21 protein-coding genes are annotated in these 26,087 nt (G+C 63.2%); 9 read left to right on the top strand and 12 right to left on the bottom strand.

Features of this window, described 5'->3' with window-relative positions; translation table 11 throughout:
* Positions 1–109: 109 nt before the first annotated feature.
* The 7 genes from ASD14_RS12990 to ASD14_RS12960 all read right to left on the bottom strand — a co-directional run bounded on the left by ASD14_RS12990 (position 110) and on the right by ASD14_RS12960 (position 8,938).
* Positions 110–994, bottom strand: a complete 885-nt coding sequence (locus ASD14_RS12990; RefSeq protein ID WP_082538984.1) for a symmetrical bis(5'-nucleosyl)-tetraphosphatase — start codon at positions 992–994, stop codon at positions 110–112.
* Between the two features lies 1 nt (position 995).
* Positions 996–1,373 (bottom strand): Co2+/Mg2+ efflux protein ApaG, encoded by a 378-nt coding sequence (gene apaG, locus ASD14_RS12985; protein WP_056134561.1) that lies wholly within the window; start codon positions 1,371–1,373, stop codon positions 996–998.
* Positions 1,374–1,478: 105 nt separating this feature from the next.
* Positions 1,479–2,276, bottom strand: coding sequence for a 16S rRNA (adenine(1518)-N(6)/adenine(1519)-N(6))-dimethyltransferase RsmA (gene rsmA, locus ASD14_RS12980; RefSeq protein WP_056134559.1), 798 nt, complete (start codon positions 2,274–2,276; stop codon positions 1,479–1,481).
* A 136-nt stretch (positions 2,277–2,412) separates the two neighbouring features.
* Complete coding sequence (gene pdxA / locus ASD14_RS12975) at positions 2,413–3,408, bottom strand: 4-hydroxythreonine-4-phosphate dehydrogenase PdxA (RefSeq protein WP_056134557.1); 996 nt, start codon at positions 3,406–3,408, stop codon at positions 2,413–2,415.
* Between the two features lie 2 nt (positions 3,409–3,410).
* Complete coding sequence (locus ASD14_RS12970; RefSeq protein WP_056134556.1) at positions 3,411–4,778, bottom strand: peptidylprolyl isomerase; 1,368 nt, start codon at positions 4,776–4,778, stop codon at positions 3,411–3,413.
* On the bottom strand, positions 4,775–7,306 hold the full coding sequence (gene lptD / locus ASD14_RS12965; protein WP_082538983.1) for an LPS-assembly protein LptD: 2,532 nt from the start codon (positions 7,304–7,306) through the stop codon (positions 4,775–4,777). Before lptD ends, ASD14_RS12970 begins: the two co-directional genes overlap by 4 nt.
* Before the next feature lie 246 nt (positions 7,307–7,552).
* Complete coding sequence (locus tag ASD14_RS12960) at positions 7,553–8,938, bottom strand: serine hydrolase domain-containing protein (RefSeq protein ID WP_082539013.1); 1,386 nt, start codon at positions 8,936–8,938, stop codon at positions 7,553–7,555.
* Between the two features lie 74 nt (positions 8,939–9,012).
* Here ASD14_RS12960 and ASD14_RS12955 point away from each other — a divergent pair, with 74 nt between their 5' ends.
* Together ASD14_RS12955 and ASD14_RS12950 are read left to right on the top strand one after the other, a co-directional pair.
* Positions 9,013–9,609, top strand: a complete 597-nt coding sequence (locus tag ASD14_RS12955; protein WP_056134552.1) for a LemA family protein — start codon at positions 9,013–9,015, stop codon at positions 9,607–9,609.
* 109 nt (positions 9,610–9,718) lie between these two features.
* Positions 9,719–11,626, top strand: coding sequence for a M48 family metallopeptidase (locus ASD14_RS12950; RefSeq protein ID WP_056134549.1), 1,908 nt, complete (start codon positions 9,719–9,721; stop codon positions 11,624–11,626).
* A 159-nt stretch (positions 11,627–11,785) separates the two neighbouring features.
* On the opposite strand, the gene ASD14_RS12945 is transcribed toward ASD14_RS12950, so the two are convergent.
* On the bottom strand, positions 11,786–13,372 hold the full coding sequence (locus tag ASD14_RS12945; RefSeq protein ID WP_056134546.1) for a choline dehydrogenase: 1,587 nt from the start codon (positions 13,370–13,372) through the stop codon (positions 11,786–11,788).
* Positions 13,373–13,548: 176 nt separating this feature from the next.
* On the opposite strand from ASD14_RS12945, the gene ASD14_RS12940 reads away from it, so the two are divergent.
* Both ASD14_RS12940 and ASD14_RS12935 read left to right on the top strand, forming a co-directional pair.
* Positions 13,549–14,970, top strand: coding sequence for a hypothetical protein (locus ASD14_RS12940; protein ID WP_056134543.1), 1,422 nt, complete (start codon positions 13,549–13,551; stop codon positions 14,968–14,970).
* A gap of 63 nt (positions 14,971–15,033) precedes the next feature.
* Positions 15,034–15,384 carry a DUF1304 domain-containing protein gene (locus tag ASD14_RS12935; protein ID WP_056134539.1) on the top strand — a complete coding sequence of 117 codons (351 nt, stop codon included), beginning with the start codon at positions 15,034–15,036 and terminating at the stop codon, positions 15,382–15,384.
* On the opposite strand, the gene ASD14_RS12930 is transcribed toward ASD14_RS12935, so the two are convergent.
* Positions 15,373–15,846, bottom strand: coding sequence for a hotdog fold domain-containing protein (locus ASD14_RS12930; protein WP_056134535.1), 474 nt, complete (start codon positions 15,844–15,846; stop codon positions 15,373–15,375). The two genes, ASD14_RS12935 and ASD14_RS12930, sit on opposite strands and share 12 nt — an antisense overlap.
* 66 nt (positions 15,847–15,912) lie before the next feature.
* Positions 15,913–18,381: an acyl-CoA dehydrogenase gene (locus ASD14_RS12925; protein ID WP_056134533.1), complete on the bottom strand. Its 2,469-nt coding sequence runs from the start codon at positions 18,379–18,381 to the stop codon at positions 15,913–15,915.
* A 234-nt stretch (positions 18,382–18,615) separates the two neighbouring features.
* Between ASD14_RS12925 and ASD14_RS12920 the strand changes: the two genes are divergently transcribed.
* The 5 genes from ASD14_RS12920 to ASD14_RS12900 are packed head-to-tail and all read left to right on the top strand — an operon-like array spanning position 18,616 to position 24,202.
* A complete protein-coding gene (locus tag ASD14_RS12920) occupies positions 18,616–19,227 on the top strand; it encodes a TetR/AcrR family transcriptional regulator (protein ID WP_157475399.1) in 612 nt (203 codons plus the stop codon).
* 11 nt (positions 19,228–19,238) lie between these two features.
* Entirely contained in the window at positions 19,239–21,029 is a 1,791-nt protein-coding gene (locus tag ASD14_RS12915; protein WP_056134530.1) for a phosphoenolpyruvate carboxykinase (GTP), read from the top strand.
* Between the two features lie 4 nt (positions 21,030–21,033).
* On the top strand, positions 21,034–21,612 hold the full coding sequence (locus ASD14_RS12910; protein WP_082538982.1) for a 2OG-Fe(II) oxygenase: 579 nt from the start codon (positions 21,034–21,036) through the stop codon (positions 21,610–21,612).
* Positions 21,609–22,622, top strand: a complete 1,014-nt coding sequence (locus tag ASD14_RS12905; RefSeq protein ID WP_157475397.1) for a hypothetical protein — start codon at positions 21,609–21,611, stop codon at positions 22,620–22,622. The genes ASD14_RS12910 and ASD14_RS12905 overlap by 4 nt, the downstream gene beginning before the upstream one ends.
* On the top strand, positions 22,619–24,202 hold the full coding sequence (locus ASD14_RS12900) for a sulfotransferase (RefSeq protein WP_056134525.1): 1,584 nt from the start codon (positions 22,619–22,621) through the stop codon (positions 24,200–24,202). The genes ASD14_RS12905 and ASD14_RS12900 overlap by 4 nt, the downstream gene beginning before the upstream one ends.
* A gap of 23 nt (positions 24,203–24,225) precedes the next feature.
* Here ASD14_RS12900 and ASD14_RS12895 read toward each other — a convergent pair whose 3' ends face one another.
* Positions 24,226–24,891: a putative 2OG-Fe(II) oxygenase gene (locus tag ASD14_RS12895; protein ID WP_056134522.1), complete on the bottom strand. Its 666-nt coding sequence runs from the start codon at positions 24,889–24,891 to the stop codon at positions 24,226–24,228.
* 112 nt (positions 24,892–25,003) lie between these two features.
* Positions 25,004–26,087: TonB-dependent receptor (locus tag ASD14_RS12890; protein ID WP_157475396.1), on the bottom strand; the 1,084-nt coding region annotated here is incomplete at its 5' end.

Here is a 26,087-nt window from a genome sequence, read left to right as displayed (position 1 = left end):
CAACTTTCAGTAGCGCCGCGCCTGCGCGGGGCACGCCTTCGGAAACCACGCGCCGCGCAGGCGCGGCATTACAAAGGCAGCAGCAGCGGAACAAGCTGCGCTACAAAGCTCAGGCCGGTCTGGGCCTTTCCTGCGGACGATGATGCGGCGGTCGCGGCTTCGGCGGATTCGCCGGCACATCGCGGCCTGGCACCTGCACTACGCGCAGTTCATCGGTATCGAGCTGCAAGGCCGTGAGCTTGCCGCCCCACACCGCGCCCGTATCGATTGCATGCACGCCATGGCCGATAAACAGGCCCAGCGTGGACCAGTGGCCGCACACGATCTTCAGGTCGCGCTCGACGCGGCCAGGCACTTCGTACCAGGGATAGAAGCCCGGCGGTTGCGTGCCGGGCGCTCCCTTGTCCTCGAAGCCGATGCGGCCGCGCGGCGTGCAGTAACGCAGGCGGGTGAAGACGTTGATGATCGCGCGATGGCGGTCGATGCCGGCGAGCTTGGGATGCCAGGCCGGCTTGTCGCCGTACATGTTCTTCAGCAGGCGGCCGGCCTGGTCGCTGTGCAGGCGTTCCTCGACTTCGCGCGCATGGCGCTCGGCCATCGTGGTGGTCCACTTCGGCGCGAGGCCGGCATGCACCATCATCCAGCCGAGCGTGCGGTCCACGTGCACCAGCTTCTGCGTGCGCAGCCAGCCGATCAGCTCATCGCGATCGGGTGCGAACAGCACGCCCTGCAGGTCCGGATTGACCTTGCGCTGCTCCTCCTCGCGGCGCTCGCTGATCGCGAGCAGCGAGAGGTCGTGGTTGCCGAGCACGATGACGCTGTTCTCGCGCAACGAATGCACCAGGCGCAGCGTTTCGGCGGATTGCCCGCCGCGATTGACGAGGTCGCCGCAGAACCACAGGCGGTCGCGCGAGGGATCGAATGCGAGCCGTTCCAGCAATCGCTGTGTCGCATCGTAACAACCCTGCAGGTCGCCAATCGCCCAGACAGCCATCTCAGTGCAGTGTCCGCGGGATGGTCAGCGTGAAGGCGGGAATCGCGGCGGCGAACTGCGTGCCGTCGTCGGCGAGCATCTGGTAGTCGCCGTGCATCGTGCCGAGATCGGTTTCGAGGACGGCACCGGAGGTGTATTCGAAGTTCTCGCCCGGCCGCAGGTACGGTTGTTTGCCGACGACGCCGTCGCCTTCGACTTCCTCGGTCTTGCCGTTGGCGTCGGTAATGATCCAGTGGCGCTTCAGCAGGCGCGCTGGCACCTGGCCGCTGTTGCGGATGCGGATGGTGTAGGCGAAGACGTAGCGGTCCTGCTCGGGCTCGGATTGATCATCGAGGTAGCGGGTGGCGACATCGATGTCGATGGCGTAAAGGCGTTCCATGGTCGCAGTGTAGTGCGCGACGCGCGGCCGCGGTAGGTTTCACGCGGCCGTGATGCCGATGTCACGCGGGCTGCGTCCGCGCGGCTCGCAGTGCGGCGGCGGATGTCAGTCCGATAACGAATTCGCGAGCCGCACGAAATCGTCCACGCCGATCTGCTCGGCGCGCGCATCGGGACGCACACCCGCCGCTTCGATCGCCGCGGCATCGCACTGCAGCGCAAGTGCGTTGCGCAGCGTCTTGCGGCGCTGGCCGAATGCATCGCGCACCACGGCTTCGAACTTCGCGCGATCGCGGACGCGTATCGCGGCGGGATCGCACGGCACGAGGCGTACGACAGCCGAATCGACCTTCGGCGGCGGCCGGAAGGCGCCGGGCGGAACGGTGAACAAAGGCGTCACATGGCAATAGGCCTGCAGCATCACGCTGAGCCTTCCGTACACCTTGCTGCCGGGCTCGGCGGCCATGCGGTCGACGACCTCCTTCTGCAGCATGAAATGCATGTCCCGGATCGAAGCGGCATGTTCCAGCGCATGGAACAGGATCGGCGAAGACAGGTTGTAGGGCAGGTTGCCGACTAGGCGGATGGGTCCGCCGTTGTGCGCCAGCGCGGTGAAGTCGACCTTGAGCACGTCGCGATGGATTACTTCGAGCGTGCCGTGCGCGCGCGCGGCTTCGGTCAGGGGGAAAATAAGGTCGCGGTCGAACTCGATGACCGTGAGTTCGCCATGCCGGTCCAGCAGCGGGAAGGTGATCGCGCCCTGGCCGGGACCGATCTCGACGAGGCGGTCGCCGGGCTGCGGATCCACCGCCTGCACGATCTTGCTGATGATCCCGCGCTCGTGCAGGAAGTGCTGGCCGAGGTGCTTCTTGGCCGGCTCGGTGAAAGAGGTGGGTCGACTCATTCCAGGATTATCGCCGGTGTTTGCCAACGCCGGGACGCGGGATCTTGATCGCGGTCAGGTGGCGCTTCCCATGGACCGCCAGAAGCCGCTGGGTCGGATCGTGCCCGCTTATCGCCGCGCAGGCGCCGTCGCGTGCTCAGCGATGGTGCCGGCGCAGCGAGGCGATGCGGACGCAGGTTTCCGTGGCTGCGAACAGGCTCGAGGGATCGGCGAGGCCCTTGCCCGCAAGGTCGAGCGCGGTGCCGTGGTCGACGGCCACGCGCGGATAAGGCAGCCCGAGGGTGAGGTTTACCGCGCGCTCGAAGCCGCTGTACTTGAGCACGGGCAATCCCTGGTCGTGGTACATCGCAACGACCGCATCGAAGCTGCGCAACCTGGCCGGGAGAAAGGCGGTGTCGGCCGGCAGCGGACCGGTGATCTGCATGCCTTCGCCGCGTAGCGCCGCAAGCACGGGTTCGATGACCGAAATCTCCTCGCCCCCGAGATGTCCGGCTTCACCCGCGTGCGGGTTGAGGCCAAGCACGGCGATGACCGGATCGGCGAGGCCGAAGTCACTGCGCAGGGCGGCATGGGTAATGCGCAAGGTGCGTTCGATGACTTCCGGAGTGATCGCGTCGGCGACCTCGCGTAACGGAAGGTGGGTCGTGGCCAGGGCGACGCGGACGACATCGTTGGCGAGCATCATCACGACCTCGCATCCGGCCTGCGTGGCGAGCAGCTCGGTCGTGCCCGTGTAGGCGATGCCGCCCTCGTTGATCGCAGCCTTGTGCACGGGGCCCGTCACCAGCCCGTCGAAGTCCCCGCGCAGGCAGCTTGCCGCGGCTTCGCGCAGGGCGCCGATCACGGCCCCCGCGTTACGCCGGTCCGGTGTGCCGAAGGCAGGGAGCACGGTGTTGGCGATTTCCTTTATCGCGAGTTCGCCCGCGTTCCGTGCGGCCTGGCCTGCAGGTACAAGTGTCAGTGGCAGGGCGAGCGCATCGGCCGCAGCGCGCAGCGTGCGTGGATCCGCGAATGCGATCAGGTCGTAGTCGCGCGGCTGCTGGGCAAGCCGCACGCAGAGTTCCGGGCCGACGCCGGCCGGTTCGCCCGGCACCAGCGCGAGCCGGACATCACCGGCGGCGCGCTGGGCCATGTTCAGCCTTTTGGCTTCGCAGCCGGCTTGGCGTCTGCAGGCGGTGCCGCCTGCTCAACCGGCAGGCCGTTACGCATGTCGACGAAGTAGGCTTCGCCGCGCATTTCCTGCAGGTAGCGGTTCCATTCGTCTTCGAGCTTGCGACGGCCGATCGTGTCGCTGATGCGCGCACGGCGGTTGTCTTCGCTCGCATCCTGCTGGCGCGTGGCGATGCGCTGGACGATGTGCCAGCCCGCGTCGGTATGGAACGGCGCCGAAACCTGGCCATCGGTCAAGGACGCGACCTGCGCGCCGAACTCCGTGCCGAATTGCTCTGGCACGAACCAGCCGAGATCGCCGCCCTTGGCCTGCGAATTCAGGTCCTGCGACTCCTCGCGCGCGACCTGGGCGAAATCGGCGCCGCCCTTCAGGCGTGCTGCGATGGTATCGATCTTCGACTTCGCTGCAGCTTCGGTGGTGGTGTCGCTGACGCGGACCAGGATGTGACGGGCATGCACCTGGGTCACCAGGTTGGCGCTGCCCGCCTGTGCTTCGTCGCGCACTTCCACCAGCTTCAGCAACTGGAATCCGCTGGCGCCGCGCAATGGCGCGCTGACGTCGCCGGGCTTCATGTTCTTGATCAGTGACGCGAACGCAGCGGGAATTTCATCGCTCGAGCGCCAGCCCAGGTCACCGCCTTCGAGCGCGTTCGGACTGTCGGAATAGCGCACCGCAGCGGCGGAGAAATCCATCTCGCCCCGATCGAGCAAACCTTGCACGCCTTCGATCTTGCTGCGTGCGGTCTTGATCTGTTCCGGCGTGGCGCCTTCCGGAAGCGCCACGAGGATGTGCGCGAGGTGGTATTGGGCGCCGGCGCTCTTCTGTGCGGCGAGCGCGGATTCGACTTCCGCTTCGCTGACCGAAATGCGGCTCTGCGCGAATCGCTGGCGCAGGCGCTGCACGATCAGTTCATCGCGGATCGAGTTGCGGAAGTCCTCGAAGGTGCCGCCATCGGCCACGGCCTGCTGGCGCAACTGGTCCATGGTGAGGCGGTTCTGCTGCGCAATGGAGGCGATGGCGGAATCGACTTCCTGGTCGGTGACGCGCACGCCGGTCTGCTCCGCGCGGGCCAGTTGCAGCTTCATCAGCACGAGACGCTCGAGCACCTGGCGTTCGAGCACGTCGCGCGGCGGCAGCTGGTTCTCGCGTCCGGCGTACTGGCGCGTGACGTTGGCAACGGCACGATCGAGTTCGCTGCGAAGGACGACGTCTTCGTCCACGACCGCGGCGATGCGATCGACGGGTTGCAGGCCGGCGGCCGCTTGCTGGGCGAACGCGGGAGCGCCGGACAGGGCGAAGGCCGCGAGGAGATACGCAAGGAATTTCTTCATGGAATGGGGTCTGGAACCAGGTCGCTGTCGGTGCGATTCACCGACGAGGGCGGGACGAGATAGAGGTCGTCGCGGTCGTAACCGAGAATAGCACGGCGCAGGATACGCCCCGTGTCCTGGCCCGCGGAGCCCAGGCCCTTCAGTTCGAATTCCACCTGCAAGCTGTTGTTCAGCTCGCCGGTGCGGTTGCGTAGGTAGCGGCGGCCGAGCACGCGCACCGCCAAGCAGCAACTTTCCCACTGCACTCCGGCTAACTGCTCAAGCGGCTTGTGGTCGAGCAGGGAGTAGTAGTAGCGGCCGACCAGGCTCCAGTTTGGATTGACTGGATAGAGGAAAGAGAAGTCGGCTTGCTTGATCTGATCGTTGCGGGTGGTTGCGTTGCGGCGATAGCGGTAGCCGATATTGACGATACCTTGGTCACCGATCAGATAACGCGCGCGTAGGCTCGCCAGGTTGGTCCCGCGATAGGCCGGGTCCCATTGATAGGACGTCGAAATGTTCCAGCGGTCGCTCGGAGCAATCGTTGTTTCGGCCACCCATGCGGATTTGCTTTGCTGCATGGCTATTTCGCGTGGAAGCACCACGCGGGAGGTATCGAAGTATTTGATCTGGCCTACGCTCAGCGAGAGACGCTCTCGACCGTCTTCCTCCGAAATCAGACGCGTAGTTACTGCCGCTGTCAGCTGGTTGGCATCGGATTGCCTATCCGCTCCGCCGTAACGATTTTCGCGGAACAGCTGGCCCCAGCTGAAAGAAAGCGGCGACGTATCGAAAACGGGTAGCCCATCCTGATTCTCGTAGGGAACGCGAAGATAGTAGAGGCGCGGTTCCAGAGTATTCAAATAACTCTCGCCGCTGATGGTGGTTTGGCGATCGAAGAACAAGCCAGCATCAATGCTGGTAATGGGCATGCTGCGGGCAGGAGTGCTGTCGCGGAATTGATTTGTCAGGTCGGCCAACACCTCGTCCGTGAGGCCAACGCGGTACCGCGATGCATATTCGCGGGCACGTTCCTCGGCGCTTCCATCGAGCTGGTATGCGGTATAACGCCAGGCCAATTTGGGACGAACGAACCAGCTGCTGCCTTCCAGCGGCATGCTTATGTAAGGCCGGAAGTCGAATCGGCTCCCGCCAGGAACATCCAGGTCCGCGCCTTCCTGACTGATGCTCTCGTGCCTGAAGCGGACAAGTTCCGTGTCCAACCCAGCCTCGAACCAATCCCCCAGCGGCTGCGCCCATTCCAGATAAGCGCGTGGCAGGCGGTCGAATCTGAGACTGCGCTCAGTGAGCGTGTAGTCAGCCAACTGGTAGTGGTTGGCCATGAGGCCCGCGTCCCAGTAGCGCCCGCGTCCAAACAGACCTGCCGAACTATTCACGAATGAGGACGAGATGCCATACAGGCTGTTGTTGAAGTCCTCGAAATAGTGCTCGTCACTCACCCAGCCCAGATTGGCGCGAGCGAACCAGCTGTCGTCCAGACGATGGCTCGCGTTGAGCTGGAACATGCCGCGATTGTCTTCCGGCAGACCATCCGGATAACGTCCCGGCTCGTCGCCTGGCAGGTTGTCATGCGGCATGTAGTTACCGGACACCTGTCCCCCGCCTTGCGAATAGAGCCAGCGAAACTCTCCGCCAAGCGCCGCTCCCCGCTTGCTCATGAAGCGGGGACTAAGCGTCGCATCGTAATTCGGCGCGAGATTGAGATAGATCGGCTGGCGCCAGTCGAAGCCATTGCGTCCCGAAACTGAAATCGACGGATACAGCAGACCCGTGCGGCGGCGTTCATCGATCGGGAACATGAGCCACGGCACGTGCAGCACCGGCACTTTGCCGATGCGCAGGGTGGCGTTGCGGGCCACGCCCATGCCTTCGTCGGTGTTGATGTCGATGCGCTTTGCGCGCAGTTCCCAGACACGCTGGCCAGGGTCGCAGGTCGAATAGGTCGAACCGATCAGCGACCCGTCCGCACCGTGCATTTCGATGGCTTCCGCGCCGCCATTGCCGCGGCGCTTGGTGAGCTGGTATTGCAGGTCCTCGATGCGGTGCGTGTCCTTGTCCTGGTTGCCGGTCGCGCGTTCGGCGACGACGCGCATGCCGGAATCCTGGTAACGCACGCTGCCTTCGGCGACGTAATCGCCGGTTTCGCGGTTGAAGGTGAGCTTGTCGGTATGCAATGCCTGGTCGCCGCGGCTCAGCGACACGTTGCCCTGGACGAGGGTGTTGGCGTTCTCCAGGTCCTGGAGTTCGTCGCCTTCGATGTCGGTGGGCTGGTTGGCGCGCGTTTCCGGCGAGCCGGGTGCGGGCTCCTCGAAGCCGGGAAGGACGTCCACAACCGGGCACAAACCCCAGTTTTCCTCATCGTCGTCCTTGGCGTAGGCGGGCAGGGCCAGCGCGATGCAGAGTGACAACGGGAGCAGGCGAAAGCTGGGGCGCACGCGGGCATCCGGGTCCATACAAACGGCCGCTAGCTTGCCCCATCCCTTGCATGCGGGCAATGCACGCGCTGGCCAGGCGGCAGCGACGTTCATTTTCTTGGCGGGAGATGGAAGAGACGTCGAGCAGTCACCTTGACGGCGATTCGTCTTGCCTGGGATCGATGCCCTCCGCGCGGGAACAACCGTTTGAATGGGCATTGCCTTCTCCGCCCGGGCAAGCGAGCGGCGTTCAACGCCGCTGCATTCGATGTCGACCTCGAACGCGGCTCCAAACACCTCCAAACGAAAGCGGCGAATCGTTGCCGATCCGCCGCCAGGAATTCCCGCTTTGATGGCCGCTCAGTTCGGCGCCGCACTCGTCTTCGTGCTGGTCGTACCCGCGTCATCCCGCGTTGCCGTCTGCCCCGTGTTCGCCGGCTTGGTGTTTTCCGCAAACAGCGTCGGCTCGTCGAACTCGATATCGAGCCACGGACGGTCGTTCAGGCCAATGGCGCGATCGAGCATGGTCGGCAGCAGGCCGGTCGGAACGGAGCTTTCGCTGTTCCACAGGATGGCGATGCCGAGATCGCGATCAGGCAGCATCGCGACGACGCCGCGATAGCCCTGCACCGCGCCGCCGTGGAAGACGAGGTTGTTGCCGGAGTAGTCGTAGACACGCCAGCCCAGTGCGTAGCTCGCGGCATTCAAGCGCTCGCGGCGCCAGGACGAACCACGCAGTTCGGTGGGCGTCGACACGAGCGGCTGGTGCAGCGTGGCGAGCAGTGGCGCCGAGAGCACATCAGGACGGTGGCCGGTGTGGGCCAGCAGCCATTTCGCCATGTCATTGGCGCTGGCGTTGACGCCCGCCGCCGGCGCCACGTGGTAGTAGCTCGGCTTCGGAGTGAGCGAGAGCCAGCCGCCGCGCGTGCGGACATGCGGACGCGCCCAGTTCGGGCTGGCGAGAATTCCTTCCAGTCCAACGCTGGCATCGGTCATGCCGAGTGGCCTGAAGATGCGGTTCTGCACCGCCTGGCCGTAGGGCATGCCGCTGGCGGTCTGGATCACGTCACCGATCAGGCTGAAGGCGATGTTCTGGTAGCCGTAGCATGTGCCCGGGGCGCATTCCATCGGCGCATAGGCGAGCTTCTGGGTCAGCGTCGCGTAGTCGACGTTGGCTTCCAGGTCGCGATCGTAGGCGTTGTGGCGCAGGCCGACGCGATGGCTCAACAGGTCGGCCACGGTGATCATCTGCGCCGCGGCAGGGTCGGCCAGGCGGAACCCGGGCTGGTATTGGGTAAGGCGGGTATCCCAGCGCAGCGTCCCGTCATTGACCATCAGGCCCGTGAGCGTTCCGGCGAAGGCCTTGGACAGCGAAGCAAGGCGGAAAACCGTGTGGCCGTCGACCGGCAACGGCGCACGCGTATCGGTGACGCCATAGCCTCGCGCGCTCAGCACGCGTCCGTTGTGCACGATCGCCATTGCCATGCCCGGCACGCGCTGGCTCGCGACGAGCTGCTGTGCCATCGCCTCGAACTGGGCGACATTGAAATTGGAACCGAGGGGAAGTGCGTTCTTCGCGCTGCTGCGATCTATGAAGCCGGATCGCGAAACCGGAACGGATTGTGCGGCCTTGCCTTCCCAACGCAGCGGAGTCTGCGCGGCGCCCAGCGCCTGCGTCATCAGGCAGGAGAGGATCAATCCGGCTTGCCACATCCTGCGGGACCGGCGGCGGGATTCGTCTTTCATCGCTCGCAGCGCCTGCGTATGCTGTAGATCGCGTCGGATCATAACGCCAAATTTCAAGGGATGGGGGAACAAGCATGTTCAGCTTGCTGATTTTGTTGGGTTTGGTGATCGTGTTGGCGTTCTGGGGCGTGGGCATCTACAACGGCCTGATCACGGCCCGCAACGCCTTCCGGAATGCCTTCGCGCAGATCGACGTGCAGCTCCAGCGCCGTTTCGACCTGATCCCCAACCTGGTGGAAACCGCGAAGGGCTACCTCACGCATGAGCGCGAGACGCTCGAAGCCGTGATCGCCGCGCGTGGCGCCGCGATTTCCGGACTCTCGGCCGCGAAGGCGAGTCCCGGCGACCCGGCTGCGATGGAACAACTCGCCGCCACCCAGGGGCAGCTCAACGGTGCCCTGGGTCGACTGCTCGCTATCGCCGAGGCCTACCCGGACCTCAAGGCGAACCAGAACATGATGCAGCTCACCGAAGAGCTGACCTCGACCGAGAACAAGGTCGCCTTCGCCCGCCAAGCCTTCAATGACAGCGTCATGGCCTACAACAACCGGCGCGAAGTATTCCCGTCCAGCGTCATCGCCGGGATGTTCAATTTCTCTCCCGCTGCGCTGCTGGAAATTCCGGGCGAGCAGCAGGCCCAGGTCCGGGCCGCACCCAAAGTGCAGTTCTAGTCCTCGCGGGAGCGGTTCCGATGGCGGCGATGATGTCGCCGCTACTGAATGCGCTCCCGGCAACGCAGCTGCGTTGTCTTCCGGATTGCAGATCGATCGGGCTGCGTAGATGAACTTCTTCGAACACCAGACCGCTGCGCGGCGCCACTCATCGCGTCTGGTGCTGCTGTTCGCGCTGGCGGTAGCGGGCATCGTGTTCGCCGTCGATTTCGCCGTGTGGATAGTATTTGCGCGAGCCGACTCACAGCCGGGTGAAATCGGCGCAATGCTCGTATTCACCACACTGGCCACGCTGGCGATCATCGGGCTCGGCTCGGTGTACCGGGTCGCCACCCTGCGCGGTGGTGGCGAATCCGTGGCCCTGCAGATGGGTGGCGTCGCCGTCCCCGAGCACGGCAACGACTTCAACCTGCGCCGGCTCCGCAACGTCGTTGAGGAAATCGCGATTGCTTCGGGCGTGCCCATGCCCAGGCTCTACGTGCTGGAACACGAATCCGCGATCAACGCCTTCGCTGCGGGCTATTCGCCATCCGATGCCGTGGTGGCGGTGACGCGTGGCGCGCTCGAGCGGCTCAACCGCGACGAACTGCAAGGCGTCATCGCCCACGAATTCAGCCACATCCTCAACGGCGACATGCGCCTGAACATACGCCTGATCGGCGTGTTGTTCGGCATCCTCATGCTCGCGATCATCGGCCGCAAGGTGCTCGAACTCGGGCGTGGACGCGATCGCAATGCGGGCGCGATCCTCATTGCCGCACTGATCGCGATGATCGTCGGTTACATCGGCCTGTTCTTCGGACGCCTGATCAAGGCTGGCGTGAGCCGTACGCGCGAGCGCCTCGCGGATGTGTCGGCCGTGCAGTTCACCCGGCAGACCGCAGGCCTCGCGGGAGCGTTGAAGAAGATCGGCGGCATCGAGGAAGGCAGCCGGTTGAGCCATCGCGGCGATGCCGAGGAAATCAGCCACATGCTGTTCGGCGATGGCGTGGGATTGAGCAGTTGGTTTGCCACGCATCCGCCGCTCGTCGAACGTATCCAGGCGCTGGAACCCGGCTTCAACGGGGAACAGCTCGAACGCCTGCGTGCGCAGTGGGTCGCCGCTCCGCCGAGCGGACTCGACGAAGATGCGCAGCTCGGACTAATCGGAAGCGGCACGCCGCCGCCACTTCCCCTGGTTGGCGCGGAGCAGGCGGTGACGCCGGCGACGGTCGCGCGGCAGGTCGCGCAGCCGGGAGCGGACGATTACCAGCGCGCAGACGTCATCGCTGCGCATCTTTCCAGCGAACTGCGCGCACTCGCGGCGCAGCGCGAAGCGGTGGTGCCCTTGCTGCTCGCACTCTTGCTCGACACGCAGCCGGAAGTCGCAGGCAAGCAGGATCATGAAATTTCAGCGCGGCTGGGCAAGTCGGTTGCGCTCGAAGTGCGCGCGCTGCATGAGCAATCGCTGGCCTCGTTGCATCCGGCGCTGCGACTGCCGTTGGCGTCGCTGGCATTTCCGGTGTTGCGGCTGCGTCCGCGCACGGAGCTGGAAGTGTTCCTCGACACCGTCAACGCCATGGTCTATGCCGATGGCAACGTGTCCCTGTTCGAATACTGCCTCGCGCGGCTGCTCACCGTGCACGTGCGCGAATCGCTCGATCCCTCGCGCTATGCGCGTTTCGGTCGCCGCAAGATCAGCGACTTGCGCCGGGAGATCACCACACTGCTCACCGTTGCTGCGCAGTACGGGAACACGGATCCCGATGCCGCACGGCAAGCCCATATCACCGGCATGCAACGGGTGATCCCCGATCAGGCATTGCCCTATCTGCCGCGCAGCAACGGAGTTCTTGCGCTGGACGACGTCTGGATGCCGCTGGATGCGCTGGAGCCGCTGGCGAAGGAAATGCTGGTCGAGGCCATCACCGCCACGATCAGTCATGACGGAAAGATCGATGTGGCGGAAGCCGAGTTGCTGCGCACCATCTGCGCGGTCCTGCATTGTCCGTTGCCGCCGATGCTCGGGCGTTCGTGACAGGAGCTTTGTAGCTCGCTCCGTAGCTTTTTCGCCTGGGGCTCCGCGCCTGCGCGGTTGCGGGCCTTTCGGGAGGTCGGCACCGCGTTACCGGAGCAAGCTCCGCTCTACAAGGAAACCATCGGATGCGGCTGGTGGCTTCGCTCTACAGCGCCGCCGTCAATTGACGCGGCCGACGATCAGGTCCGACGCACGTTCCGCGATCATGATCGTCGGTGCATTCGTATTGCCACCGATCAATGTCGGCATCACCGAGGCATCCACGACGCGCAGGCCTTCCACGCCGCGAACGCGCAGCTGGGGATCGACGACGGACTGCTCGTCGCTGCCCATCCGGCAGCTTCCGATCGGGTGGTACACGGTTTCTGCCTTCGCGCGGATGAACTCGACCAGTTCCGCGTCCGACAGATCGTTCCGTGCCGGAAAGATCGGCAGGCCCCGGTAAGCATCGAACGCCTTCTGCGCGAAGAGCTCGCGTGAGAGCTTTGCGCACTCGACCATCATCTTCAGGTCGAAACCTTCCGGGTCGCTCAGGTAGTTGGCTTCGATCCTCGCCTTGTCGCCCGCGTTCGCACTGGTAAGCAGGATACGGCCACGGCTGCGCGGGCGCAGGAAGCAGGCGTGCGCGGTGTAACCGTCGCCAGCCAGGCGATGGCGCCCATGGTCGTCCAGCATGGCGGGTACGAAGTGGAACTGGATGTCGGGACGCTCATCAGGCGCGAATCGCGAACGCACGAACGCACCGGCTTCGGCGATATTGCTGCTGCCGGCACCGCTGTGGCCGCGCAGGTAATAGTCGAAGGCGATCTTCGCGTCGCTCACCCGATCGTAGGTCACGCGCTGCGTCGAGTGCTGCAGCGTGCAGACGTCGAGATGGTCCTGCAGGTTTTCGCCGACGTGGGGCGCATCGAACACGACGTCGATGCCATGGCGTCGAAGGTGCGCGGCAGGACCGATGCCGGACAGCATGAGCAGTTGCGGCGAGTTGATCGCGCCACCGCTCAGCAGTACTTCGCGCGACGCGATCTGGTGAAAGGCTTTACCGCTGGCGCGATACACGACGCCGTTCGCACGATGGCCTTCGAAGGTGATGCGATTGGCCTGCGCGCCGGTGACGACGGTCAGGTTGTGGCGCTCGCGAACAGGATGCAGGTAGGCCACGGCGGTAGAGCAACGCGCACCGTTCTTCTGCGTGACCTGGTAGAGACCGAAGCCTTCTTGTGCGGGGCCGTTGAAATCCGCGTTGACCGGGAAACCTGCCTGTTGCCCCGCTTCGATGAAAGCGTTCGACAGCGGGTTCGTGTAGCGCAGGTCGGACACGTACAGCGGGCCATTCTGGCCGTGCAGTGCATCGGCGCCACGCGAATTGTGCTCGCTGCGTCTGAAGTAGGGGAGGACGCTCTTCCAGTCCCAGCCGCTGGCGCCTTGCGCTGCCCAGCCATCGTAGTCGGCCGGCACGCCGCGGACGTAACACATCGCATTGATCGAACTCGAGCCGCCCAGCACCTTGCCGCGCGGCCACCACATCACGCGATTGTTGAGCTGCGGCTCGGGTGCGGTGTCGTAATCCCAGTTCACGCCTTTCTTGCCGACCAGCTTGGCGAGTCCGGCGGGCATGTGGATGAAGGGATGCCAGTCGCGCGGGCCGGCTTCGAGAAGCAGCACCTTGCAGTCGGGGTCTTCGCTCAGCCGGTTCGCCAGCACGCAGCCGGCCGAACCGGCGCCGATGATGATGTAGTCGTACAACGTGCCGCCTCTGCCTGCGCTACTGCTCGATGACCGGGCGACGCTATGCCCCGTCCCTAGAGCATATGCTCGGGCGCCGGGCGAAGCCATTGGGCGGATAACCAGAGGAGTACTGGCCGCAGTAGCGGGCATGCCGGCCTTGGGCTACCGTGATGCGGGTTTTCTGGAGCGCTCGCATGGCGACCGATCACGCGGTGGGTGGTGCAGGGCGGCGCATCCACACCGGAGAGTTGCGCGCGGTCACGCTCTCCTTCATCTACTTCTTCTGCGTGCTGGCTGCGTATTACATCCTGCGGCCCGTGCGGGAGCAGCTCTTTGCCGCCGTGGGCGGATCCACGAACCAGAGCTGGTTCTACGCCACCGTCTTCATTGCAACCCTGCTGCTTACACCATTGTTTTCCGCGCTCGCCTCGCGATATCCGCGACGCATCGTGGTGCCCGTGGTGTATGCGTTCTTCATCGTATGCCTGTTCGGCTTCATTCCTTTCTTCACCTACGAGGGCATGCTGACGCCGTACGTGCTCGGGGTCGTGTTCTTCGTCTGGGTCAGCGTGTTCAACCTGTTCGTTGTGGCCGTCTTCTGGAGTTTCATGGCGGACATCTGGGACGAGGGTCAGGCGCGGCGCCTGTTTCCGGTCATCGCGCTTGGCGGCACCGCGGGTGCGATATCGGGCCCTGCGCTTACGCAGATTCTCGTTGCGCGGATCGGCGTGGCGCCATTGCTGGTTGTGTCCGCGGTGTTGCTGGTCCTTGCGGCGAGCTGCGCGGTGATCCTCGGCCAGTGGGCGCGCGTGCATGGCGCGCGGCGCTTCGAAGTCGGACACGACGCGGCAGTGGGCGGCAGCATGTGGGACGGCCTGCGGCAGGTGTTCTCGAACCCCTTCGTACGTGGGATGTCGCTTCTGTTGCTGCTCGGCGATGGCATAGGTACGGTCAATTACGCGCTGGTTGCCGACTATGCGAAGGACCATTTCACCGATGCGGTCGCGCGCACGCGCTTCTTCGGTGGCATGGACCTGACTACGAATACGTTGCAGGTCATCCTGCAGTTGACGATCACGCGCTGGCTGCTGCCGCGCAGCGGTGCCGGGCTACTGATCGCTTTGTGGGGAGTCGGGGTCGCGGTTGTGTTGTTGCTGGTGTTTTTCGCGGCCGATCCGTACGCCGCGGTGACGGGCTACACGTCCGAGCAGGTCGCGGAACGGCTGGCGGGTATGACGGGCAACGGCTTTGCGGTGGACCTGATCCGCTCGATGACCGGTTTCTTCCTGCTCATGCCCTGGGTTGCATTGGCATTGGTGGTGAGTCGCGCGCTGGCGTATGGGCTTGTGGGTCCGGCGCGCGAAAGCCTGTTTTCGATGGTGCCGCGCAGCGTGCGCTACAAGGGCAAGAATGCAGTCGATACCGCGGTGTGGCGCTTCGGCGACCTGACCGTTGCATCGATCATGGATGGCCTGCGTGGCTTCGGCGTCGGCATCGCCGGATTCTCGCTCCTGGCGGCATCGTGGGGTGCGATCGCGACGACGATTGGCTGGCGCCTGGCCGATACCGCACGGCGCGAGAATTCGCTTCCCGCGCATCAGGTCGGCGCGGCCTGACCTGAAACCGCACTTCACCTTTCACCGCGTCAGCGCCCAAGGCTGGCGCCAGAGGCTCAAACGATGTCAGTCCTCGCCACTACTCTGGTTCTCCTGGTCGCGCTTTTGCACCTGTATTTCCTGGTGCTGGAGATGTTCCTGTGGACCCGCCCGCTGGGGCTCAAGGTATTCCGGCAATCGCCGGAAAAAGCCGAGCAGTCGAAGGTGCTGGCGGCGAACCAGGGCCTCTACAACGGCTTCCTCGCCGCTGGATTGATTTACGGTGTGGCGACCGGATCACGCGAGTTCGAACTCTTCTTCCTCGCATGCGTCGTTATCGCAGGAATGTACGGCGCGGCAACGGTCAATCGCAGGATCTTCTTCGTCCAGACCGTGCCCGCATTACTGGCGATGGCAGCAGTGCTAGCCGCGTGATTTCGGCGAAAGCCACATCGCGATGCGCGCGCGGAATACTTCATCGCCCTGCGGGTCGCGTACCGACACGGTAACGGGCAGTTCGTATCCCGTCGGCGAGTCGACGATGGCGGTGTCCGGCGTAGCGATCGCATGCATCGTGCCGCGCGCTTTCTTCACGTATTCCACGGCCATGCCTTTTGGAATCCAGCGCATCGTCGACGGCAGTGAAGCTTCCGTCATCATGCCAGCGCTCAGTTCGGCCAGGTTGCACAGCGCGATCGCGTGCACGGTGCCGATATGGTTGTGTACGCGCCGGCGATCCAGGATCTCGACTTCGCATCGCCCGGGTTCGAGGGCGATGAAGCGGGGCGCAATCGTGGCGAAGTAAGGCGCGCGGAAACACACGGCGCGCGAAAACAGCCAGCGGCCCGCAGGCCAACGGCTCATGCGCCGGTACATCGAAAGCACGGAAGCAGCCATGTGAGTGAACTCCGGAAATGAAGACGGCGGGTCGAGCCCGCCGTCGTTTGTAACCTTGTCCTGCGATCAGGCCGCCGCGCGGCTCTCGTAACTCTCGCGGCGATAACCCGCCGAGCGCAGCTCTTCCGTGTCGAAGTCGTCGACGCTGATGGCGTCGATGGTCATCTCGCGCAACTCTTCGAGTTGCTTGCGTTCGTCGGCGGTGATCCAGCCTTCGCGCACGCCTTCATCGAGTTGCGAGGTGAAATCCAGGGCTTCGATATCGCTGTTCTTCAGTGCCTTGAGGAACTTGCGCTCGACCGGTTCGGCCATCACCACTTTCGGCAAATAGCTGTTGATGCGCCCCGCCGGATTGTTGGCGCATGGCGTGAGGAACGTTCCCGCGGCGAGACGATCGCGTGCTTCATTGGGCGACATCAGCAACGAAGCGATCTTATGACCGAGACGGTCGCTCGGCGCCTGTGCACGACGGCCCCACGGAAAGATCAGCGCCCACAGCAAATAGCCAACCGGACGTACAGGGAAGTTGCGCAGCGCAGTCGAGAACGCGGTTTCGATCTTGTTGACAGAGTCATGGAAGGCCCATGCCAGCAACGGCTGGTCCGACACCGGGCGGCCCTGGTCTTCGTAACGCTTGAGCATCGCACTGGCGATGTAGAGCTGGCTCAGCACGTCGCCCAGGCGGCCCGACAGCGATTCCTTGAACTTCAGCTTGCCGCCGAGCAGGAGCATCGACGTATCCGCCGCGAGCGCGAGTGCGGCCGAATAACGATTGAGCTTGCGGAAGTAGCGACGCGTGTACGCATCCCCCGGCGCCTTGCCGAAACGCGCACCCGTAAAGCCATACCACCAGCTGCGCACGGCGTTGGAGAAGGCGAAGCCGACATGGCCGAAAAGATTCCTGTCGAACTCTACAAGGCGCTCTTCCGGATCCGGCAGCGAAGCCGCCTTCATCTCCTTCAGCACCCACGGATGGCAGAGGATCGCGCCCTGGCCGAAGATCATCAGCGAGCGCGTCATGATGTTCGCGCCTTCCACCGTGATCATGATCGGCAACGCCTGCCAGTTGCGGCCGGCATAGTTCTTCGGCCCGAGGATGATGCCCTTGCCGCCGTGGATGTCCATCACGTCGGTGGCGACTTCGCGCGCCATCTCGGTGCAGTGGTACTTGGCGATGGTCGAAGGCACGGCGGGCAGTTCGCCGCGCGTGACCGCGGCCGCGGCGGCTTCAGACAAGGCACTGATCGCGTATGCCTTGCCGCCGATGCGGGCGAGGGCTTCCTCGACGCCTTCGAAGCGGCCGACCGACAGGCCGAACTGCTTGCGGATGCGTGCATACGCGCCGGTGACGACCGCACCGATCTTGGCGCCGCCACTGGCGGTGGAGGGCAACGTGATCGAACGTCCGATCGACAAACATTCGACCAGCATCTGCCAGCCCTTCCCGGCGAACGCTTCGCCGCCGATCAGCTGGCTGAGCGGAATGAAGACTTCGTGGCCATGGATGGGACCGTTCTGGAACGGCGAATTGAGCGGGAAGTGGCGGCGGCCGATGTCGATGCCGGGCGTTTCGCGAGGCACCAGCGCCAGCGTGATGCCGATGTCGCGCTTGTCGCCGATCAGGCCATCCGGGTCGTACATGCGGAATGCGAGGCCGATCAGCGTCGCGACCGGCGCCAGAGTGATGTAACGCTTGTCGAAGGTCAGCTTCACGCCGACCACACGGGCGCCGTTCCACTCGCCCATCGTGACGATGCCGAAGTCGGGGATCGACGTCGCATCCGAACCCGCCCACGGACCTGTCAGGCCGAAGCACGGCACTTCACGGCCGTCCGCCAGGCGCGGCAGGTAGTAGTCCTTCTGTTCCCTGGTGCCGTAATGCAGCAGCAGCTCGGCCGGACCGAGCGAATTGGGCACGCCGACGGTGGAGCTGAGCACGGTCGAGACCGTTGCCAGCTTCTGGATCACCTTGTGGTTGGCCAGCGCGGTGAAGCCGAGGCCGCCGTATTCCTTCGGCACGATCATCCCGAAGAACCTGTTCTTCTTGATGTAATCCCAGATTTCGGGCGTGAGGTCCGCATTGACGTGGGTGATTTCCCAGTCGTTGGTCATGCGGCAGACCTCTTCGACGGGGCCGTCGAGAAATGCCTGTTCGTCCGGGCGCAGCTCCGGCTTGGGCTGGTCGAACAATACGTCCCAGTCCGGCTTGCCGGAGAAGAGCTGGCCTTCCCAGCCGACCGTCCCGGCTTCGAGCGCGACACGCTCGGTCTCCGACAGCGGCGGCAGGATCTTGGTGTAGAAGCCGAGCAGCGGCTTGGTGATGAAAGGCAGGCGGATCTGCGGCACCAGCAGCGGCACGGCGATCAGCGCAGCAATGAGCGTGGCGACGATCGTCGCAGTGACGTTTGCCCCCAGCAGCAGGCAAGCAATCAGGGCGGTCAGCGTGACTGCAGCCCAGACGGGGAGACGCAATCGGTGGTAGGCGGCGATCGCACCAACGACCAGCAGGGCAAGAAAGGGAAGGGCGATGCTCATGGGAACGCTCCGACGCGACGTGGCGTTGACGGGCTGGCGGTAAGGTTAGTTCGCGCCCGGCCACTTGTCCGGGACCCGCAGTCCACCGGATGCGGATTCAAACAGTGGCATGAAACGCTAAACATACGGCCGAGTATGGTTGCCAGCCGAATGTCTGTCAACCGTGCCCCGTCGGCAGCTTTGACGGGCCCGTGCGTACTGTCACAGTCGCCACCGTATGGTTAAACTGTCACGATGATGACCACCGCCGCGAAGCCCGAGCCCTCCAAGACCGATCCCAAGGAACGCACCGGGCGCCTGAGCGCTGACGACTGGGCTTCCGCGGCATTGGACTTGATCTCCGAACAGGGCGTGGCCGCCGTGGCGGTCGAGCCGCTCGCCCGCCGCCTCGGCGTCACCAAGGGCAGCTTCTATTGGCACTTCCCCTCGCGCGAAGCCCTGCTCGTGGCCGCGCTCGAGCGCTGGGAGAAGATGGAGCAGGACCTGCTGTTCGGCGAACTCGAGCCGATCAACGATCCGCGCGCGCGCCTGCGCGCGTTGTTCAACCTGGTCGCGCACGAATACAAGTCGCACGTCGTCTATTCCGAACTGATCAAGGCCATGGACCATCCGGCGGTGCAGCCGGTGATCGGCCGCGTTTCCGAGCGCCGCCTCGATTACCTCACTGCTTCGTTCCGCCAGGCCGGGCTCTCCCGGACCGATGCCCGCCATCGCGCCCAGCTGCTGTATTCCGCCTATGTCGGCTTCCTGCAGCTGAACCTGCAGCTGCACCAGACGCGAATGCAGCACGACGAATTCGAGGCCTATGTCGAGCACATGGCCGCTACCCTGATTCCCAATCCGTAAAGGCTTCATCGATGAACAAGCTGTCGCAGAACGCTCCGGCCAAGGACGCCGGACGAAGCAAACTTGCTGCACTGAATGCATGGGTCGCGGAAGTCGCTGCGCTGACCAGGCCGGACTCGATCCACTGGTGCGACGGCAGCGATGCGGAAAACGACGCACTCATCGCGCAGATGGAAGCTGACGGGACACTCATCAGGCTCAACACGGAAACCCATCCGCGCAGCTGGCTGCATCGCTCGCATCCGGACGACGTCGCGCGCGTCGAGCACCTCACCTTTGTCTGCACGCCGCAGCAGGATGACGCCGGTCCGAACAATCACTGGATGCCGCCGGCGGACGGCCACGCGAAGATGGATGCGCTCTTCGACGGCTGCATGGCTGGCCGCACCATGTACGTGATTCCGTACTGCATGGGGCCGATCGATTCGCCGCTGTCGCGCTGCGGCGTCGAAATCACCGATTCCCCGTACGTGGTCGCCAACATGCGGATCATGACGCGCATGGGTGCGCCGTCGCTCGCACGCATCGAGCGCGAGGGTTCGTTCGTCAAGGGCCTGCATTCGATCGGCGAGCTCGACCCGAACCGCCGCTTCATCATGCATTTCCCGGAAGAGCTGACGATCAAGTCGTATGGCTCCGGTTACGGCGGCAATGCACTGCTCGGCAAGAAGTGCCACGCACTGCGCATCGCCTCGTATCAGGCGAAGTCGGAAGGCTGGCTCGCCGAGCACATGCTGATCCTCGGTCTCGAAAATCCGCAGGGCGAAACGCACTACATCGCCGCGGCATTCCCGTCTGCGTGCGGCAAGACCAACCTGGCGATGCTCATTCCGCCGGAGGGTTACCGCAAGGACGGCTGGAAGGTGTGGACCATCGGCGACGACATCTGCTGGATGCGTCCTGGTGCCGACGGGCGTCTATACGCCATCAATCCGGAAGCGGGCTTCTTCGGTGTTGCGCCTGGGACGTCGCAAACGTCGAACCCGAACGCGCTCAAGACCATCCAACACGACACCATCTTCACCAACGTCGCCGTCACAGGCGACAACCAACCGTGGTGGGAAGGCCTGGACAAGCGCGAACCCGCCATTGACTGGCGCGGAAATGACTACGATTTCAGCAAGGGAACACCCGCAGCGCATCCGAATTCACGCTTTACCGTGAGCGCGAAGCAATGCCCGTCGTATTCGCCGAAAGCGGAGGATCCGCAGGGCGTGCCGATCAGCGCGATCGTCTTCGGAGGCCGTCGCGCCTCGCTGGTGCCGCTGGTGTTCGAGGCGCGCGACTGGGCGCATGGCGTGCTCGTCGGCGCCGCAATGGGTTCGGAAACTACAGCGGCAGCCACTGGTGCCGTTGGCGTGATGCGCCGCGACCCGATGGCGATGAAACCGTTCTGCGGGTACAACTTCGCCGACTACTTCAGCCATTGGCTCTCGTTCGACAAGCCTGGCGCGAAGCTGCCGAAGATCTTCCACGTCAACTGGTTCCGCAAGGGCGACGACGGCAGGTTCCTGTGGCCGGGCTTCGGCGACAACCTGCGCGTGCTCGAGTGGATGATCAAGCGCGTGACGGGCGAGGCCGGCGCGCAGGAAACACCAATCGGCAACCTGCCGAATGTCGAGGATCTCAATGTTGCGGGTCTGGAGTTCGGCAATGAAGCTAGGGACAAGCTGTTCGGCTTCGACCAGGCAGGCTGGCGTGCCGAATTCGAAAGCATCGGCGAGTACCTGGATGGGTACGGGCCGCGAATGCCGCAGCTGCTGCGCAAAGAGCAGCAGCGCATTACAGAGGCATTGAACTGAGCCAATGAACATGACGAGCGTGCCGGCGCCGAGCCATGAAATGATGGTGGACGGGCGCCCGATTCGGGTATTCGACGGGCTGCTGCCCAACGTCGCCGACTATGTGCAGGGATTGTCGAAGGCGGCGTTCACCCGCTCGGAAATAGCTCGGCCCGAAACGGCTGAATACAAGCATTGGGCTACGGAAGTGAAACTCGAGGGGCTTGTTCGACAGCCAATTTTCGAAATCACTCAACGCGCCGTTGTGACATTCACGCCCGCAGGAATTGCGTACCGCCCCTATCGCGCGTACACCAACGTGGCCAGTTACGGGGACATGCTCTTCACCCACACGGATTGCTTGCCCGAACAGCACGATCTGACGGCGCTCTGGTATTTCTGCGAGCGTTGGGACGTCGAATGGGGCGGAGAGACGATGTTCTATGACGCGCAGGAAGAAATCGCTTGCGCCGTGCGGCCACGGCCGGGCAGGCTGGTCGTCTTCGACGGCGCGATCAAGCACGTTGGCAGGCCGCCAAACCGGATCTGTTACGCGCCTCGTTACACTTTCGCGATCAAGTTTGAACGCGTTGCGGCTTCGTGAATCCGTCCACGGTCGACCTTTCAGATGCCCATTGGTTTCCCATGGATCTCCGGGTCCGGGAGCGCCGTTATGGATTCCTCCGCGTAGAGGACGCCGTTCTCGAAACCTCGAGCTTCCTTGATACTCGGATCGATACTGCGGTTTCAGATGCAGTAGCAATCTCCGCCGACGAGGTTGGAGAAGTAGAACTATCCAACCAGTTGTCCTGGCTCTTCCATACATCATTCTGTGGTTCCACGTTGTTGGCGCGTGTGCTTCATGTGCCGCCATATTCGGTTTGCCTTCGCGAACCCCTGGTGCTCCGTCGGCTCGGCGACTCGCGGCATGAAGGCGAGTCAATCGAAGCGTTGGCGCCGCAGGTTGTCGGGCTGCTCTCCCGTGCATGGCACCGGAAAGGCGCTGTCGTCGTCAAACCAACGCATGCAGCGTTGAATATTGCATCCGACCTGCTGCGGCTATCGCCGCGAAGCCGGGCAGTGATATTGATTTCGGACCTGGATGATTTCCTTGTTTCCAACCTGAAGAAGACGCTTGAATCGCAGGCAAAAATTCCACAGTTGGTCGAGCGGGCAATGCGAGCATCGGGGTTTCATGCGCGTTTGCCAGCACCCGCGTTCGATCCTCCGGATCTGTTGTGCGCTGCGGTCCTGCAGTGGGCTGCGCAGCGGGAGCTGATCGCTGACATCGTGGATGCAGCGCACAGCTCACGAGTCCGAGTTATTGGCATGCAGGTCCTCTTGGAAGATCTCCTTGCGACGGCCGAAAATACAGCTGCATGGCTGTCGCTTGACGTTCCGGCAAAGGAGCTCGCCAGTCGCTGCGCCAATGAAGGTCGTCGGAACGCCAAGGCTACACACGCTTCCTACAGCGTTTCCCAGCGACTGGAAGAGGTGCGTCTTGTAGAGCGAAGTTTTTCCGAGGAGCTGCGCCGTGCTCGCATATGGGCGGACAAACATGTGCTCCCATTCATGCGCGCCCTGGCGCGCGATGCAGGTGACCAAGTCGCATGATCAAGCAAGCTTCCGTGCAACAGGAGATCCAAAGGCTGTGGTCGCGGGGAGAGGCTGCAACTACAGGCAAGCGCTGGCGTGAGGCGGCGGATGCGTTTGCCGCAATAGTTGCGCGCGATCCAGGTCATCTCCCCGCGTTGCTGAAGTCGACCAGTGCGTTGTTGCAGTTGGATTCCTACCGTGCTGCACGGAATAGTCTCCTTGCGGCGATGAAGCTCGCCAACGATCATCCGGGCTTGGTTCTTGAGCTTGGAAGGAAGCTACGTACTTTTCACGAGGCGGAATTGTTGCTCGACCTCGTTCGGCAGAGTGGATTCGTACGTCGTGCCGATCCAAGGATGCTCACCGAGATGGCGCTGATGGTGAGTTCCGTTGGTGACCAGGAGCTCGCATTGCAGCTGGTAACCCAGGCCGTCGTGCTCGACCCCCGAGGCGCTCAGCCGCATTATCTCCGCGGCACTGTGCTCATGTTCCTTGGACGTATGGAAGAGGCAGAAGCCGAGCTGGAAAACAGCATCCGACTGCTCCCATCCTTCGCTCAATCGCATTGGGTTCTGTCGAGGCTCCGTAAATGGTCGGAAGCAGACAACCACGTGGACCGGATTCGACGGCAGCTGGATGCAGCCGGAGCCGGTACCGAAACGGAGGCCTATCTCTCATTCGCCTTGCACAATGAGTTGCACGACCTCAAGCGCCATGACGAGTCCTGGCAGGCACTCGATCGTGGTTGCCATGCAAAGCGGAAGATCGATCCTTATGACGAAAAAAAGGGACGGGAACTCCTCGAGCGGATCAAGTCACTGTGCACGCCGGAGTTCGTGGCGTCGCAATCCCGCCATGATGAATACACGCCGATCTTTATCGTCGGCATGCATCGCTCCGGCACTACGTTGCTTGAAAGAATACTGGGTGGCCATAGTCAGGTTGCGGATGGCGGTGAAACGTATGCGTTCACCGCGCAGCTCAAGATTGCCGCCGACCACAAGATTCAGCACGCGCTGGACATGGCCGCGGTAGAGCGCCTTGCGACGTGTGATTTCGATTCGATAGGCCGGGGATTTATTGCAGGCTCCCGCTGGCGCACCAAAGGAAAACCATTTCTCACGGAAAAGCTTCCGCCGAACTTCGTCAATGCCGGCTTCATCGCCAAGTCGTTGCCGAGTGCACGCATTCTCCATATGGCTCGCAGCCCTGTGGATACGTGCTTTTCCAATCTGCGAACCTATTTCTCCAATGCAGCGTTGTACTCATTCGACCAGATCGCGCTCGCGAATCACTTCAAGCAGTATCAGGACCTGATGCATCATTGGCGCGAAGCGATGCCTGAGCGGCTTCTGGATATTTCCTACGATGCCCTGGTGACATCGACCGAGCCGGTCTCTCGCGACATATTTGCGTTCTGTGGGCTGCCGTTCGAGTCAGATGCGCTGCGGGTGGAGCGCGAAACCGGTGCGGTTTCCACTGCCAGTAGTGCGCACGTGCGACAGGGGATCCTCAAGGACCGTGGAGCTGCTTGGAAGCCATACGAAAGTTATCTACAGCCCCTGCTCGGACGCTTGTCGGAGCTGGGTGTTATCTAGCTGTGAAGCCGCCGCACCCGCGCCTATTGTCCGCTCTCTTTCATGGAAAACCAGCAATTGAAGGCAATGGTAATGCGCTCGTCGTTCCCATAGAACGGCATCACTTCGTGCTGTAGCCACGATGGGAAGAGGACGAGCTGCCCGGGTTTGAACACAACGCTCCAAGTCCCATGGTGATATGGGGCGCGCAACTTCAAGTTGCCGGCATCAAGGAAGTAATTGCTGTAGTGGTGGGGATTATGGAACCGTAATACACCGGATTCGGGCCTGTCCTCTGGTGTCGTTCCAGGATCGACGCAGTACACGCCCGACCAGGAAGCCATCGGATGGGTATGCAGGATCGTAAAGCCGCCATGCCGTGTAACGTGGTACCAGGTGTGCGAGAAAATCTGCAGTCGCTTTATTTCTTCCGAAGCATAACCATTCAGTTGCTGGATAGTGCGGCCTAGCGTTGCCCAACAAAACTGACGTAGCTCCTGAACGCAGTTTTCCGGCCAGGAGAAGAGGTTGAAGTCGCTTTCGAAAACGCCCGGTTGCTGTTTCAGCGAAGGATAGGGGTTCGCATATCGGCTTCCTTCGCGCTCTCTGTTCAGGAGAAGACGCTTCAGCTCCGCGTTGACCTTGTCTGCATCGGGCATCCAATCCTGGGCAAAGGGGACTGCGAAAACAGGATTGATCTCAAAGGGCATCGGAATTCGCTCGCACGGTCATCAGGGCTAGGCTAGTTTAGCGCGCGCCTTTGGAGCCCAAAAAACTACGGCCCCTTGAGGGGCCGTAGTAGGTACTTCACCAGCACATCGATCAGAACTTCTGCGTGTAACGCATGTAGTAGAAGCGACCGGGCACTTCGTACTGCGGGTCGAAGCTGTTGGCGAAGGCCTGGACCGAACGCGGCGGATCCTTGTCCCCGATGTTGTTCACACCGAGGGTGATCTTGGCGTTCCACGGAGCATTCCAGTAGGCGCTGACATCGTGGTACGTGGTTGCGCCGATGTGGTTCTGCGCAGCCGCAGTCGGGACCCCGTCTTCGTTGTCGATCACGCGATCCGGATCCGAGCACAGGAACGAGTAGCCGTAGTCGACGAACGCCTGGCAGTCCTCGTCCTGGTCGTCGTAGTAGCGCACGTTCCAGGTTGCACCCCAGTCGCCCATCTCCCAACGCGTGGCGACGTTCGAACGGATGCGCCAGCCGTTGTTGTTCTGCGAGTATTCGCCGATTCCGGACGGAGCTGCCGAACCTTCGCTCTTGGCCAGGTAGGTCGTGTCCCAGGTGAAGCTGAACTTGCCCCACGCGGTTTCCGGCAGGCGGTAGCCGACCGTCATGTCGTAGCCTTCGATCAGCAGGTCGCCCTGGTTGACCGGACCGGACGTCAGATTGAGCGAGCCGCCCGGATTACGGGTGAACAACTGGCAGTACTGCGGAAGGCCTTCGCGGACGCAGTTGTCAACAATGGTCTGGCCAGCCGCTACCGTGATGGTGTCGGCCATCTCGATCTGCCACCAGTCCAGCGAGATATCGAATCCTTCCAGCCAGCTCGGGCTGTACACCATGCCGAGGGTCTTGGAGGTCGAAGTTTCTGGTTGCAGAAGGGGGTTGCCGCCGACGTTGATGCGGATCTGCGGATTGCCCTGGTCGTAACCGCCATCGGGCACGCCCTGCGCGATGCAGCGCGCCTGCGCGGCCGGGTCCAGGTTCGGGAACGAGGCCAGGTTGCAGGGGTCGGCGATGGTCGGGAACGAATCGCCCAGGCCGGCGAACAGTTCGGAGATCGACGGAGCGCGGAAGCCTTCGGCCCAGTTGCCGCGGACCATCAGGTCGTCGATCGGCTTCCAGCGGAAACCGAACTTGCTGTTGAGCGTGTCGCCGAAGTTGCTGTAGTCCGAG

Source organism: Lysobacter sp. Root494, from assembly GCF_001427225.1.
In the GTDB taxonomy this organism is placed as follows: Bacteria; Pseudomonadota; Gammaproteobacteria; order Xanthomonadales; family Xanthomonadaceae; genus Agrilutibacter.
This window is presented reverse-complemented; position numbering and strand designations above follow the sequence as displayed.